The organism is Streptomyces sp. 840.1, assembly GCF_003751445.1.
Classification (GTDB): domain Bacteria; phylum Actinomycetota; class Actinomycetes; order Streptomycetales; family Streptomycetaceae; genus Streptomyces.
Genome location: NZ_RJUU01000002.1, coordinates 117383 through 131166 on the forward strand (window position 1 = coordinate 117383; position 13784 = coordinate 131166).

General features: G+C 71.5%; 14 protein-coding genes. 6 read left to right on the forward strand and 8 right to left on the reverse strand.

The window, feature by feature from the left end; translation table 11 throughout:
- Positions 1 to 42 precede the first annotated feature (42 nt).
- A complete protein-coding gene (locus EDD93_RS26845; RefSeq protein WP_123528078.1) occupies positions 43 to 1122 on the forward strand; it encodes a zinc-binding dehydrogenase in 1080 nt (359 codons plus the stop codon).
- 130 nt (positions 1123 to 1252) lie between these two features.
- On the opposite strand, the gene EDD93_RS26850 is transcribed toward EDD93_RS26845, so the two are convergent.
- The 5 genes from EDD93_RS26850 to EDD93_RS26870 all read right to left on the reverse strand — a co-directional run bounded on the left by EDD93_RS26850 (position 1253) and on the right by EDD93_RS26870 (position 5218).
- Entirely contained in the window at positions 1253 to 1813 is a 561-nt protein-coding gene (locus tag EDD93_RS26850; protein ID WP_123528079.1) for a hypothetical protein, read from the reverse strand.
- A gap of 110 nt (positions 1814 to 1923) precedes the next feature.
- Complete coding sequence (ppk2, locus tag EDD93_RS26855; protein ID WP_123528080.1) at positions 1924 to 2847, reverse strand: polyphosphate kinase 2; 924 nt, start codon at positions 2845 to 2847, stop codon at positions 1924 to 1926.
- A complete protein-coding gene (locus EDD93_RS26860; protein ID WP_123528081.1) occupies positions 2813 to 3784 on the reverse strand; it encodes a DMT family transporter in 972 nt (323 codons plus the stop codon). Before EDD93_RS26860 ends, ppk2 begins: the two co-directional genes overlap by 35 nt.
- A gap of 33 nt (positions 3785 to 3817) precedes the next feature.
- Complete coding sequence (locus EDD93_RS26865; RefSeq protein ID WP_123528082.1) at positions 3818 to 4528, reverse strand: helix-turn-helix transcriptional regulator; 711 nt, start codon at positions 4526 to 4528, stop codon at positions 3818 to 3820.
- A gap of 15 nt (positions 4529 to 4543) precedes the next feature.
- The gene (locus EDD93_RS26870; RefSeq protein WP_123528083.1) at positions 4544 to 5218 is read right to left on the reverse strand and encodes a TetR/AcrR family transcriptional regulator; all 675 of its coding nucleotides are present in this window, start codon (positions 5216 to 5218) and stop codon (positions 4544 to 4546) included.
- A 62-nt stretch (positions 5219 to 5280) separates the two neighbouring features.
- On the opposite strand from EDD93_RS26870, the gene EDD93_RS26875 reads away from it, so the two are divergent.
- The 3 genes from EDD93_RS26875 to EDD93_RS26885 all read left to right on the forward strand — a co-directional run bounded on the left by EDD93_RS26875 (position 5281) and on the right by EDD93_RS26885 (position 7520).
- Entirely contained in the window at positions 5281 to 6432 is a 1152-nt protein-coding gene (locus EDD93_RS26875; RefSeq protein WP_123528084.1) for an acyl-CoA dehydrogenase family protein, read from the forward strand.
- 90 nt (positions 6433 to 6522) lie between these two features.
- Positions 6523 to 6813: a YiaA/YiaB family inner membrane protein gene (locus EDD93_RS26880; protein ID WP_185092537.1), complete on the forward strand. Its 291-nt coding sequence runs from the start codon at positions 6523 to 6525 to the stop codon at positions 6811 to 6813.
- Between the two features lie 83 nt (positions 6814 to 6896).
- Positions 6897 to 7520, forward strand: a complete 624-nt coding sequence (locus tag EDD93_RS26885) for a TetR/AcrR family transcriptional regulator (RefSeq protein WP_123528086.1) — start codon at positions 6897 to 6899, stop codon at positions 7518 to 7520.
- Positions 7521 to 7542: 22 nt separating this feature from the next.
- Here EDD93_RS26885 and EDD93_RS26890 read toward each other — a convergent pair whose 3' ends face one another.
- Positions 7543 to 8004: a MaoC family dehydratase gene (locus EDD93_RS26890; RefSeq protein WP_123528087.1), complete on the reverse strand. Its 462-nt coding sequence runs from the start codon at positions 8002 to 8004 to the stop codon at positions 7543 to 7545.
- 130 nt (positions 8005 to 8134) lie between these two features.
- Here EDD93_RS26890 and soxR point away from each other — a divergent pair, with 130 nt between their 5' ends.
- Positions 8135 to 8617 carry a redox-sensitive transcriptional activator SoxR gene (gene soxR / locus EDD93_RS26895; protein ID WP_123528088.1) on the forward strand — a complete coding sequence of 161 codons (483 nt, stop codon included), beginning with the start codon at positions 8135 to 8137 and terminating at the stop codon, positions 8615 to 8617.
- Positions 8618 to 8690: 73 nt separating this feature from the next.
- Here the strand turns inward: soxR and EDD93_RS26900 are convergent, their stop codons facing one another.
- Positions 8691 to 9302, reverse strand: a complete 612-nt coding sequence (locus tag EDD93_RS26900) for a hypothetical protein (RefSeq protein WP_123528089.1) — start codon at positions 9300 to 9302, stop codon at positions 8691 to 8693.
- Positions 9303 to 9535: 233 nt separating this feature from the next.
- On the opposite strand from EDD93_RS26900, the gene EDD93_RS26905 reads away from it, so the two are divergent.
- Positions 9536 to 12376, forward strand: a complete 2841-nt coding sequence (locus EDD93_RS26905; RefSeq protein ID WP_123528090.1) for a penicillin acylase family protein — start codon at positions 9536 to 9538, stop codon at positions 12374 to 12376.
- Between the two features lie 46 nt (positions 12377 to 12422).
- Here the strand turns inward: EDD93_RS26905 and EDD93_RS26910 are convergent, their stop codons facing one another.
- Positions 12423 to 13700, reverse strand: coding sequence for an exo-beta-N-acetylmuramidase NamZ domain-containing protein (locus EDD93_RS26910; RefSeq protein WP_123528091.1), 1278 nt, complete (start codon positions 13698 to 13700; stop codon positions 12423 to 12425).
- Between the last annotated feature and the right edge of the window lie 84 nt (positions 13701 to 13784).

Sequence of the window (13784 nt, forward strand, 5' to 3'; positions counted from 1 at the left end):
TACGTTCCCCAGCCGCACCCCCGATCAGCAAGGAGCCATCCCGTGGTCCGCGCCGCCGTACTGCCCGCCGTCGGAGCCCCGCTGGAGATCACCGGCATCGAACTTCCGGAGCCCGGCCCCGGCCAGCTCCGCGTCCGGCTCGCCGCGGCCGGGGTCTGCCACTCGGACCTCTCGCTGTCCAACGGCACGATGCGGGTGCCGGTGCCCGCCGTCCTCGGCCACGAGGGAGCCGGCACGGTGCTCTCCGTGGGCGAGGGTGTCGGCCATGTCGCACCCGGTGACGGCGTGGTGCTCAACTGGGCCCCGTCCTGCGGCAACTGTCACCACTGCGGGATCGGCGAGGTCTGGCTCTGCGCCAACGCACTGGCCGGGGCGGCGAACATCCACGCCCGCACCTCCGACGGCACCGAGCTCCACCCCGGGCTGAACGTCGCCGCCTTCGCCGAGGAGACCGTGGTCGCCGCGAACTGCGTGCTGCCCGCACCGGCCGGCGTCCCGCTCACCGACGCCGCGCTGCTCGGCTGCGCGGTGCTGACCGGGTACGGCGCGGTCCATCACAGCGCGCAGGTCCGTGCGGGGGAGTCCGTCGTGGTGTTCGGCATCGGAGGCGTGGGTCTCGCGGTGCTCCAGTCCGCCCGGATCGCGGGCGCCGCGCGGATCATCGCGGTGGACGTCTCCCCGGACAAGGAGGAGCTGGCCCGGCGGGCGGGCGCCACCGACTACGTCATCGCCTCGGCCACCACGCCCCGCGAGATCCGCGGCCTCACCGGCGGCCAGGGCGCGGACGTCGCGATCGAGTGCGTCGGCCGGGCCGCCACCATCCGTACCGCCTGGGAGTCCACCCGCAGGGGCGGCCGCACCACGGTCGTCGGCATCGGTGGCAAGGACCAGGAGGTGACCTTCAACGCCCTGGAGATCTTCCACTGGGGCCGCTCCCTGACGGGCTGCGTGTACGGGAACAGCGTCCCGGCCCGCGACCTGCCGGTGCTGGCCGCGCACATCGCGGCGGGCCGCTTCGACCTCTCCATGATGGTCACCGAACGGATCGGTCTCGACGGCATCCCGGCCGCCTTCGACAACATGATCGCCGGCAAGGGCGGCCGGGCCCTGGTGGTCTTCTAGGGTGTGTTCCGAAGGTGGCGTCGTCCGTCCCGCAGGGCGGGCGTGGCGGGCCTCCCCTGCTCGGGCGAAGCCGAGAGCCGGCACCGTGGCCGCGCGGGTGCTCGGGCGTCAAGGCCAGGAGCTACCTGGCTCAGAGAGGTGCCATATGCAACTCGCCGATGACGTCGAGGCCGACCCGCGCCGCCAGCCAAGCAGCTCGCTGGGCTTCGACCTGCTTCACGTGGACGTACACCGTGTGGTCCGTCGCGGGCTCCTGGAGACAGAGGTCGCGGGCATTCACACATAGCGTCACGTAGGCGCCCCTGGTGCCACCGCAGCCGAGTCCCACCTCCGGAGCCTCCGGCCAACCACTGAAATCCCAGCGCACCATGGCCGGGGCGTCCCCCGCCGCCACCAGGAACGCCTCCACGTCTTCGTCCGCCATGCACCACCTGCTCATGAAGAGGGGGAGGTGCTGTGACGGAGAGTCACCCTTCTTCGAAGAGCCGTGCCGGTCGGCCCCGTGGGACCACCAGTCGGCGTTCGGCATCACCGCGCTCAACCGCTCCAGCTCCCGGGGCGTGGAGACCCGTGCTTCGAAGTCGACTTCGAGTTCCCCGGTGTCAGCGAGATCGAGCAGCTGCCCGGCGACTCGCAGTGCCTCCGCAATATCCGTCGTCCTCAGCACCGCCTGCGCGTACGAGTTGCTCATGACGGGCAGTCTGCCAAGTCACCCGACGGTCGACGATCGAATATCTGAGCAATCTCCGGCTCCGGACCGATCACAACCCGGCACCACGCAGAGGTCAAAGAACAGGCTGGTTAATCCCGCGAGTGGCCCGTCAGTAGCCGGGACGCCATCTCCCCCTGTTCGAACAGCTGGGCGGCCGGGCCCACGACCAGCGGGTCCGGCCGCCCGGCCACCGACGCGTCCTTGCCCGGGTAGTCGAAGCGGTGCAGCACGTGCCGGATCGCCTCCAGCCGGGCCCGCTTCTTGTCGTTGCTCTTCACCACGGTCCAGGGCGCGTCCGCCGTGTCCGTGTGGAAGAGCATCAGCTCCTTCGCCTCGGTGTACGCGTCCCACTTGTCGAGCGAGGCGAGGTCGACCGGGCTCAGCTTCCACTGCCGCACCGGATCGGTCTGCCGGTTCATGAACCGGTTGCGCTGCTCGTTGCGCGAGACGGAGAACCAGAACTTCACCAGGTGGATGCCGTCCCGCGCCAGCATCCGCTCGAACCCCGGTGTCTGGTGCATGAATTCGAGGTACTCGCGGGTCGAGCAGTACCCCATCACCCGCTCCACCCCGGCCCGGTTGTACCAGGACCGGTCGAACAGCACGATCTCCCCGGCCGCCGGCAGGTGTGCCACGTAGCGCTGGAAGTACCACTGGGTGCGTTCGCGCTCGGTGGGCTTCTCCAGCGCCACCACCCGCGCGCCACGCGGATTGAGGTTCTCGGTGAAGCGCTTGATCGTGCCGCCCTTGCCCGCGGCGTCGCGGCCCTCGAAGAGCACGACGAGGCGCTCGTCGTGCTCCTTGACCCAGTGCTGGAGCTTGAGCAGTTCGATCTGGAGGGCCCGCTTGGACCTGTCGTACGCCTTGCGGCGGAGCTTCTCGGTGTACGGATAGTCCTCCCGCCAGGCGTCACGGGGGTGGCCCTCGGGCGTCACCAGGGGCGGCTTGGGTGCCGCCTGCTTCCCCTTCGTCCTCCTGCTAGGGCCGCTCCGCCGCTCGGCGCTCCGCGTCATGACGGGGTCCCTCCATCGGCCGGGCCGGATTCCTCCGCGTCGCACCAGTCTGCGTACGCGTCCGGGACACCGCCACCCCGGCGAGGCAGAGCAGCCCGCCGCCGATGGTGAGCAGGGCGGGGACCTCGTCCAGCAGCAGCCAGCCCATCAGCACGACGAGCGCGGGCACCGCGTAGGTGGTGGCGCCCATCCGCCCGGCGGTGGTGCGGGCCAGCGCGTAGGCCCAGGTGGTGAAGGCCAGCGCGGTCGGGAAGAGGCCGAGGTAGACCATGTTCAGCGTCGCGGACAGCGGCGCGTCGGCGGCGTCGGAGACCAGCGCGCCGGAGAACGGCAGGCACGCCACCGTGCCGACCAGGCAGCCGAACGTGGTGATCTGGAGCGCCGACCCGTGCCCGAGCGCCGGCTTCTGGCCGACCACCCCGGCCGCGTACGCCACCGCGGCCAGCAGGCAGAGCAGCACGCCCAGGACCGAGGAGCTCCCCTTGCCCGACATGGAGAGCCCCACGACCACGGCGCCCGCGAAGGACACGCCCATGCCCATCGCCAGCCGGCGCGGCAGGCCCTCGCCGAGCAGCCGGGAGCCGAGCAGGGCGATGAGCAGCGGCCCGATGTTCACGACCATGGCGGCCGTTCCCGCGTCGACCTGCTGCTCACCCCAGTTGAGCACCACCATGTACAGGCCGAACCACAGGAGTCCGGAGGCGATGATCCCGGGCCAGGCCGCCCGCCCGGGAAGGCCCTCGCGCCGCAGGAGCAGGAGCGCGCCCAGGGCCAGTGAGCCGGTCAGCAGCCGTCCGAGGGCCAGAGCGCCGGGGGAGTAGGCCTCGCCCGCGCTGCGGATGGAGACGAAGGCGGAGGCCCACAGCACCACGGTGGTGCAGGCGGCGGCGGGGGCCCGCCAGTCGGAGCGTGGCGCGGGGGCGGGGATAGTCGTCATGGCCCTGACCGTAAGGCCGTGATCGTTCGGCGCCTACCGAATTGTGGCCGGCTCGATGCCCAGCCGGGCGGCCAGGGCCCGTTCCCCTTCCGGGGTGGCCCGCACCGCCCGCCCGGACCCGATCCGTACGCACCAGCCGGACTCCAGCACGTGGCGGCACAGGGCGGCGCCCGCGGCGCCCGCCAGATGCGGCCTGCGCTCGGTCCAGTCCAGGCAGCCGCGGACGAGGGGACGCCGCGATCCGGTCTCCAGGGCGATCCCCAGTGCGCCGAACCAGTCGAGTCCCGCGTCGGTGAGCGCGAAGCCGGTGTCCTGGCGCAGCAACCCCCGTCCGGTCATGGCGTCGGTGATCGCGAGTCCGATGCGGCCCGCGAGATGGTCGTAGCAGGTGCGGCCGCGGGCCAGGGCGTTGTCGGCGCCCGAGGCGCCCAGGCTGCGGGGTGCGGAGGGGGCGCCGGGGGCCTCCCGGCCCGCCAGTTCCTCGACGAGGTGGGCGACCTGCTCGCCGGCGAGCCGCACATAGCGGTGCCGGCCCTGCCGCTCCTCGGCCAGCAGCCCGCCCGCGACGAGCTTGCCCAGGTGCTCGCTGGCGGTCGACGGGGCCACCGACGCGTGCCGGGCCAGCTCGCCCGCCGTCCACGCCCGGCCGTCGAGCAGGGCCAGGCAGAAGACGGCGCGGGTCTCGTCCGCGAGGAGGGCGGCCAGGGCGGCGAGGCGGGGCGCGGCGGGGTCGGGGTATGCCATGTGTTCCAGGATGCGTCAGGAACGCTTCGGCGCCGGCCGAACGGTCCCGGCGGCCGTGGGCGGCGCGTACTGGAGCCCGAGGCCGTCGATCAGCGCGCGCAGCCCCGTCTCGAAGGCCCCCTCGTCGACCTGCTGGCGGCGTTCGGCCAGCAGATGGGCCTGGCCGAGGTGCGGGTAGTCGGCGGGGTCGTACGCCGTCTCGTCGTCCACGAAGCCCCGGGCGAAGGAGCCGAGCGCCGAGCCGGTGATGAAGTAGCGCATCAGGGCGCCGATGTACGTGGCCTGGGCGGGCGGCCAGCCCGCGCGGACCATGGCGCCGAACACCGCGTCGGCCACCCGCAGACCGGCCGGGCGGCGGCCGGGCCCCTGCGCCAGCACCGGGACGATGTGCGGGTGCTCGGTGAGCGCCGCACGGTAGGAGACCGCCCAGTCGTGCAGGGCGGCCCGCCAGTCACGGCTGTCGGACTCGTCGAACATCGACAGATCGACCTGCGCGGAGACGGCGTCGGCGACCGCGTCCAGGATCTCGTCCTTGTTGCGGAAGTGGTTGTACAGCGACGGTCCGCTGACCCCGAGCTCGGCCGCCAGCCGCCGCGTCGAGACGGCGTCGAGCCCCTCGGCGTCCACGAGGGCACCCGCCGTGGCGACGATGCGGTCTCTGCTGAGGAGGGGCTTGCGCGGGCGGGCCATGCGGCACATAGTAGGGCCAGGGCATTAAACTAGCAGTGCTAATTAAACTGGAGGGCCGAGCGATGAACCTGGAGCTCAGCGAGGAGCAGGAAGCCGTCAGGCAGCTCGCCGAGGACTTCGTCGCCCGCGACATCGCGCCGCACGTCGTCGAGTGGGACCGGGCCGAGAACGTCGACAAGTCGATCGTCAAGAAGCTGGGTTCCCTCGGCTTCCTCGGGCTGACCGTCCCCGAGGAGTACGGCGGCTCGGGCGGCGACCACCTCGCGTACTGCCTGGTGACGGAGGAACTCGGCCGTGGCGACTCCTCGGTCCGCGGCATCGTCTCCGTCTCCCTGGGGCTGGTCGCCAAGACCATCGCCGCATGGGGCGACGAGGAGCAGAAGCGGCAGTGGCTGCCGAGGCTGACCTCGGGCGACGCGGTGGGCTGCTTCGGGCTCACCGAACCGGGCACCGGTTCGGACGCCGGGAACCTGACCACCAGGGCCGTGCGGGACGGCGGGGACTACGTCATCAACGGCTCCAAGATGTTCATCACCAACGGCACCTGGGCCGATGTGGTGCTGCTCTTCGCCCGCACCAACGACACCCCCGGCCACAAGGGCATATCCGCCTTCCTGGTCCCCGCCGACACCCCCGGCCTCAGCCGTCGCACCATCCACGGCAAGCTCGGCCTGCGCGGCCAGGCGACCGCCGAGGTGGTACTCGAGGACGTCCGGGTCCCCGCCGCTGCGCTGATCGGCCCCGAGGGCAAGGGCTTCTCGATCGCCATGTCCGCGCTGGCCAAGGGGCGGATGTCGGTGGCGGCCGGCTGTGTGGGCATCGCCCAGGCCGCGCTGGACGCCGCCGTCGGATACGCCGGTGAACGCGAACAGTTCGGCAGGCCCATCGCGGGCTACCAGCTCGTCCAGGAGCTCATCAGCGACATCGCCGTGGACGTCGACGCCGCCCGGCTGCTCACCTGGCGGGTGGCCGACCTGATCGACCGGGGCGAGGAGTTCGCCACCGCCGCCTCCAAGGCCAAGCTCTTCGCCTCCGAGGCCGCCGTACGCGCCGCCAACAACGCCCTCCAGGTGTTCGGCGGCTACGGCTACATCGACGAGTACCCGGTCGGCAAGCTGCTGCGCGACGCCCGCGTGATGACGCTCTACGAGGGAACCAGCCAGATCCAGAAGCTGATCATCGGCCGGGCGCTCACCGGGGTCTCCGCCTTCTGAGGCCGGGCCCGCACCCGAACGGGCGTCTGAGTACCTGACTGAGTACCCCGACGGATGTGGTGTGCGTCATACCGCCGGATGCTGGGCGGCATGAGTGAGACGACATCGGTCAAGCAGCAGGGCACCGCCGCCTTCTACGGTCAGGCCGTCGCATCCTTCGGGGTGGCGATGGGTGCGGTGACCCTCGGTATCTACTTCCTCGACGCGGACGCCTGGGTGCGCGGGTTCCTCGCCATCGGCGTCATGTACCTGGTCACGTCCTGCTTCACCCTGGCCAAGGTCATCAGGGACCGGCAGGAGGCGGGCCAGCTGGTCAGCCGGGTCGACCAGGCCCGGCTGGAGAAGATCCTCGCCGAGCACGACCCCTTCCAGAAGCTCTGACGATCTCACGCCCCGGACCCCTAAGCGCTTGCTCAGGATCGGGGTATGGTGTTCGTCCTGCTGACTGAGAGGGGCCACTGACGATGAGCACGGCGCAGGAGACCGACGGCGAGAACACGCCGTGGGCCGAAGTGACGCCCGAGGCTGCCAGGCGGCTTCTCGTCGCCGCCGTCGACGCCTTCGCCGAGCGCGGGTACCACGCGACCACCACCCGGGACATCGCTAGCCGCGCCGGAATGAGCCCCGCCGCGCTCTACATCCACTACAAGACGAAGGAAGAGCTGCTCCACCGGATCAGCAGGATCGGTCACGACCGCGCCCTGGCCGTGCTGGAAGCGGCCGCCGGCAGCGAGGGCACGGCCGCCGAGCGGCTGGACGCCGCGGTGCGGTCCTTCGTCCAGTGGCACGCCGAGCGGCACACCACCGCCCGCGTCGTGCAGTACGAACTCGACGCCCTCGGCCCGGAGCACCGGGCCGAGATCATCGAACTGCGCCGCCGGAGCGACGCGGTGGTGCGCCGGATCATCGGGGAGGGCGTGGCGGCGGGCGAGTTCGACGTCCCCGACGTGCCGGGCACCGCGCTCGCCGTGCTCTCGCTCTGCATCGACGTGGCGCGGTGGTTCAACGCCCAGGGCAGCCGGACACCGGACGAGGTCGGCGACCTGTACGCCGGCCTCGTGCTGCGCATGGTCGCGGCCGGACGGTGACCCGGCCGCCCCCGGGCCGGGCTCAGAAGTAGTACCGCGACACCGACTCGGCCACGCAGGCCGGCTTGTCGCCGCCCTCGCGCTCCACCGTGACGACCGCGGTGACCTGCACGCCGCCGCCCGCCTCCTCCACGCTCCTGAGGACCGCCGTCGCCCGCAGCCGCGAGCCCACGGGCACCGTGGAGGGGAAACGGACCTTGTTGGTCCCGTAGTTGATGCCCATCTTCATGCCCTCGACCCGCATGACCTGGGGCACGAGCGCCGGCAGCAGCGAGAGCGTGAGGTAGCCGTGCGCGATCGTCGTGCCGAACGGTCCGTCCGCGGCCCGCTCCGGGTCCACATGGATCCACTGGTGGTCGCCGGTGGCGTCCGCGAAGAGATCGATCCTCTTCTGCTCGACCTCCAGCCAGTCGCTGTACCCCAGCTGCTCGCCCACCCCGTCGCGCAGCTCCTGCGCGGACGTGAAGATCCTCGGCTCTGCCATCTTCCCGGCCCTGCCTTCCCGCTCTCGGCCAATCGTCATCGCGCTGTCTAAGCGCTTGCTCAGCATGGTTCGCGGGTGCCTTCCTGTCAACGACGGACCGGCCGGTACCGGGACACGTAGGGTTCGAAGGGTGCCCCAGATCCCACAGACACTCCATGAACTCACGGTCGGCCAGCTCTCCGCGCGCAGCGGCGCCGCCGTATCGGCCCTGCACTTCTACGAGGCCAAGGGCCTGATCAGCAGCCGCCGCACCAGCGGGAACCAGCGGCGCTACGACAGGGACACGCTGCGCCGGGTCGCCTTCGTCCGTGCCGCCCAGCGGGTCGGCATCCCGCTCGCCACCATCCGCGACGCGCTGGCCGAGCTCCCGGAGGAGCGCACCCCCAACCGCGACGACTGGGCGCGGCTCTCCGAGGCGTGGCGCTCCGAACTGGACGAGCGGATCGTGCAGCTGGCGCGGCTGCGGGACCACCTCACCGACTGCATCGGCTGCGGGTGCCTGTCGCTGGAGAACTGTGTGCTCTCCAACCCGGACGACATCTCCGGTGAGCGGATGAGCGGCTCGCGCCTGATGCCGGGCAAGCTCGCGAAGAGCGCCGGGGAAGGGTGCTGAGGCGGGCCCGTAGGTATGTGTTGCCCGTCCGGCAGCCGTGCGTCCTCGGACGCCGGGCGGGCCGCTCCGTTCCTCAGGCCACCGATGCCAGGTCGCACAGCCGGGTCCGCCGGGCCCTCGCCAGCGCCGCCCGGGTGAGCACGGGCTGCGGCACCACGATTCCGCACCCGGTGCAGACCGGGCCGGACCACGGCTCGCTGTCCAGGTCCTGCCGCCAGGCGATCCGGCCCTGTGCGCAGACCGGGCAGGCCTCGCCCGGCTCCGAGCCCAGGGCGGAGATCAGCCGCGCCAGCACCTCCGCGAGCGGCGCGTCCGGGTGGACGGCCGGATCGTCGCACCGGGCGACCCCGTTCCCGCCCCAGGTGCGCCGGTGCCAGTCGTCGAACGCGCCGGGCCGGCGCAGTCCGTCGTGCTTCTCCCGCCGGCGGCGCTCGGCGAACCCCGCCTCGTAGCCGAGCCAGACCGCGCGTGCGGTCTCCAGCTCCTCCAGTGCGCGCATCAGCCGCACCGGATCGGGGGCCCGGTCCTCGTGCCCTATTCCGTGCCTGGCACACAGGTGGTCCCAGGTTGCCCGGTGCCCGTAAGGGGCGAAGCGTTCCAGGCACTTGCGCAGCGAGTACCGCCGCAGCGCCAGATCGCTCCGCGGATCGCGGACCTGTCTCGCAAGACTCCGGAAACCGGCCATTGCGCTGCCACCTCCGTCGCTCGTACTCCGTCGCCCCGAAAACCGGGCGTCAACCCAATGGACGTACGACTGCCCGGATCGGCTCCATCCATGAGTGCGGCGGTCCGGCCAATGAGATGACCGGTCGTCATGCGGCCGCATGTGGCGATTCGGAAAAGGTGACTGATGTTCACCTTACCGGTGGGTCATACCGCCGGTAACGTCCGGCGCATCGGCCTTTCCGAGGAGCACGCATGCCCCCACGCACCGGCACCACCGCCCGCACCGGCAAGTTCCGGGCCGCCACGATCGCGGCCGTTCTCGCACTCGGCGCCTCACTGCTGGCCACCGCGCCCCACGCGGGCGCCGCCGAGCCGGATCCCGTACCCGACTACTGCCAGGGACAGTGCGACGACATCCTGCCCCCCGGCGAGAACGGCAATGCCACCCTCGTCGACATTCTGGGCAACAAGGCGTTCGGCACCCACCCCGCGCACAGCGACGACCAGCTCAACCGCTACGACGGGCTGGTGGCCGGGCACACCGGCCTCACCGACCAGAAGCTCACCGACTTCTTCAACGACGCCTCCTTCGGCGTCCCCAAGGACCAGGTCGAGTCCGTCACCTCGCCCCGGAACGACGTCACCATCACCCGCGACAAGGTGTCCGGCGTCCCGCACATCAAGGGCACCACCCGCTACGGCACCGAGTTCGGCGCCGGGTTCGCGGCCGGGCAGGACCGGCTCTGGCTGATGGACCTCTTCCGCCACATCGGGCGCGGGCAGCTCACCTCGTTCGCCGGCGGCGCGCTGGCCAACCAGGGCCTGGAGCAGCAGTTCTGGCCGCAGGCCCCGTACACCGAGGACGATCTCAAGGCCCAGGTCGAGTACATAAGGACCCACGAGGGCGTCCGGGGCGAGCAGGCCATGGCCGATGCCCAGGCCTATGTGGACGGCATCAACTCCTACCGCGAGAAGTCGAAGAAGGGCCGCTACTTCCCCGGCGAGTACGTCCTCACCGGCAAGATCGACGCCATCACCAACGTGGGTGAGATCCAGCCGTTCGAGCTGACCGACCTGATCTCGATCGCCTCCGTGGTCGGCGGCCAGTTCGGCGGCGGCGGTGGCGGCGAGGTCCAGGCCGCGCTCTCGCTGCTCTCCGCCCAGCAGAAGTACGGAGTGGCCGAAGGTACCAAGGTCTGGGAGTCGTTCCGGCAGCGCAACGACCCCGAGGCCGTGCTCACCGTCCACGACGGCACCTCGTTCCCGTACGCGAACAAGCCCGGCAACGCCGTCGGCACGGCGCTCCCGGACCCCGGCTCCGTCACCGCCGAACCCCTGATCCACGACCGCACCGGCTCGGCGGGCACCGACGCCAAGGCCCCGGTCAAGGCGCCGGCCGAGCTCAAGAAGGCCCAGGGCGTCTTCGACGACGGGGTCATCCCCGAGGGCTCGCTCCCCGGTTCCGGCACCGGCGCCCAGAAGCGCGGCATGTCCAACGCGCTGCTGGTCTCCGGCAAGAGCACCGCGAGCGGGAACCCGATCGCCGTGTTCGGCCCGCAGACCGGCTACTTCGCCCCGCAGCTGATGATGCTCCAGGAGATCCAGGGGCCCGGCATCAGCGCCCGGGGCGTCTCCTTCGCCGGCGTCGGCATGTACATCCAGATGGGCCGGGGCCAGGACTACGCCTGGAGCGCCACCTCCGCCGGCCAGGACATCACCGACACCTACACCGTCGAGCTGTGCGAGCCCGACGGCTCGGCGCCCACCAAGAACTCCACGCACTACCTCTACCGCGGCGACTGCACCGCCATGGAGAAGCTGGAGCGCACCAACTCCTGGAGCCCCACCGTCGCCGACTCCACCGCGAAGGGCTCCTACCGGATGCAGGTGTGGCGCACCGGCTACGGAGTGGTCACCCACCGCGCCACGGTGGACGGCAAGCCGGTCGCGTACACCTCGCTGCGCACCACCTACCGGCACGAGGCCGACTCGATCACCGGCTTCCAGATGCTCAACGACCCCTCCTACGTGAGCGACGCCGCCTCCTTCCAGCGCGCGGCGAGCAACATCGACTACGCCTTCAACTGGTTCTACGCCGACTCGCGCACCGCCGCCTTCTACAACAGCGGCATGAACCCGGTGCGCGCGCCCGGCGTCGACCCGGCGCTGCCGGTCAAGGCCGAGAAGGCGTACGAGTGGCAGGGCTACGACCGGGCGGCCAACACCGCCGACTACACCCCGTTCGCCGAGCACCCGCACTCCAGCGGCCAGGACTACTACGTGTCCTGGAACAACAAGCAGGCCGAGGGATACGCCTCCGCCGGCTTCGGGCTCAGCGCGGTGCACCGGGCCGACCTGCTCGACGAGCGGGTGTCCAAGCTGGTCCAGGAGGGCGGCGTGACCCGCGCCTCGCTCACCCGCGCGATGGCGGACGCGGCACTCACCGACCTGCGCGGGGAGCAGCTGCTGCCCGAACTGCTCAAGGTGATCCGCTCCCAGCCGGTCACCGACCCGGAGCTGAACGCGGTGGTCCAGCAGCTGGACTCCTGGCGGGCGGCGGGCGCCCAGCGCAAGGAGAGCAGCCCCGGTTCGCACGCGTACACCTACGCCGACGCGGTACGGATCATGGACGCGTGGTGGCCGAAGCTGATCGACGCGGAGTTCAAGCCCGGCCTCGGCGACGACCTGTACGGGGCGCTGACCGCCAACCTCGCCACCGACGAGTCCCCGGCGGCCAGCCACGGGCCGAGCGGCGCGCACAGCGGTTCGGCGTTCCAGTACGGCTGGTGGGGGTTCGCGGACAAGGACCTGCGCCAGGTGCTCGGACAGCCGGTCAAGGGGCCGCTGGCGAGGACCTACTGCGGCAACGGCGATCTCAGCAGCTGCCGCGCGGCGCTGCTGTCCTCGCTGAAGCAGGCGGCGGCGGTACCGGCGGCCGAGGTCTATCCGGCCGACGCCACCTGCAAGGCCGGTGAGCAGTGGTGCACCGACTCGATCATCCACCGGGCACTGGGCGGGATCGCGCAGAAGGCGATCCACTGGCAGAACCGCCCGACGTACCAGCAGGTGGTGGAGTTCCCGGCGCACCGCTGACGCCGGACGGCCGGGCGGGTCCCTTGCGGGGCCCGCCCGGCGCACCTCAGCGGTACTGCAGGTACCGCTTGCGCACGGCCCGGAACGCGGCGAGGTCCTTCGCCCACGCCCCGACGACCTCGTCCGTGTCCGCGCCCGCGTCGATCATCGTGCGGACCCGCGTGTTGCCGGTGAGCTTGTCGATCCAGTTGTCGGACCGCCAGGCGAAGCCGCTCCAGGTCTGCTTCGCCGTCACCAGCAGCGCGATCCCGGTGCGCACCGGGTCGAAGGCCTCCCGGTCCCGTACGTGGACCTGCACCCCGCCCACCGTCTTCCCCTCGAACTTGGAGAACGTCGGGGCGAAGTACGCCTCGCGGAAGGCCACTCCGGGCAGGTCGAGCGCGCCCGCGGCGGCCGCCCACGTGTGGTCGATGCCCTCCGCGCCCAGCAGCTCGAACGGGCGCGTCGTGCCGCGTCCCTCGGAGAGGTTCGTGCCCTCGAAGAGGCAGGTGCCCGAGTAGACGAGCGCCGTGTCGGGCGTCGGCATGTTGGGGCTCGGCGGCACCCACGGCAGACCGCTCGCGTCGAAGAAGTCCGAGCGCGACCACCCCGACATCTTCACAATTTCCAGGTCGGCCGGGCGGTCCGCGAGGAACTCCCCGTTGAACAGCAGGGCGAGCTCGGTGACCGTCATGCCGTGCGCCTGGGAGATCTCCCGGCGCCCCACGAAGGTGCCGAAGGCCGGATCGAGTACCGGTCCCAGGGCCGCGCGCCCGGACACCGGGTTCGGCCGGTCCAGGACGACGAACCTCTTGCCCGCGAGGGCCGCCGCCTCCATGCAGTCGTACAGCGTCCAGATGTACGTGTAGAAGCGCGCGCCCGCGTCCTGGATGTCGAAGACGATCGTGTCGACGCCGGACTGCGTGAACACGTCGGCCAGCGGCTGCCCGCTCTTGAGGTACGTGTCGTAGACCGGCAGCCCGGTCGCCGGGTCGTCGTAGCGGCCCTCCGAGCCGCCCGCCTGCGCGGTGCCGCGGAAGCCGTGCTCGGGGCCGAAGACGGCCGTCAGGTTCACCCGCCCGTCCCCGTGCATCACATCGACGATGTGCCGGAGTTCGGAGGTGACCCCGGTCGGGTTGGTGACGATCCCGACCCGCTGCCCCTTCAGGAGCGCGTATCCGTCCGCCGCGAGCCGGTCGAAGCCGGTGCGGAACCCGCCGTGCCCGCCGCCCCCGTGCCCGTGTCCCCTGCCGTGCGACGTGCCGGCGGCTGCGGGTGCGGCGGTCGCCGCCAGAGCTCCGACGGCACCGCCGGCGGCCAGCAGACCACGTCTGGTCAGGCTCATTCGGCTACCTCCATGATCGCGACGACTGTCATGGTCACGCACGCTAGCGCGCACCCGGTCCGCAGGGAACGAGCCGGACGCCCC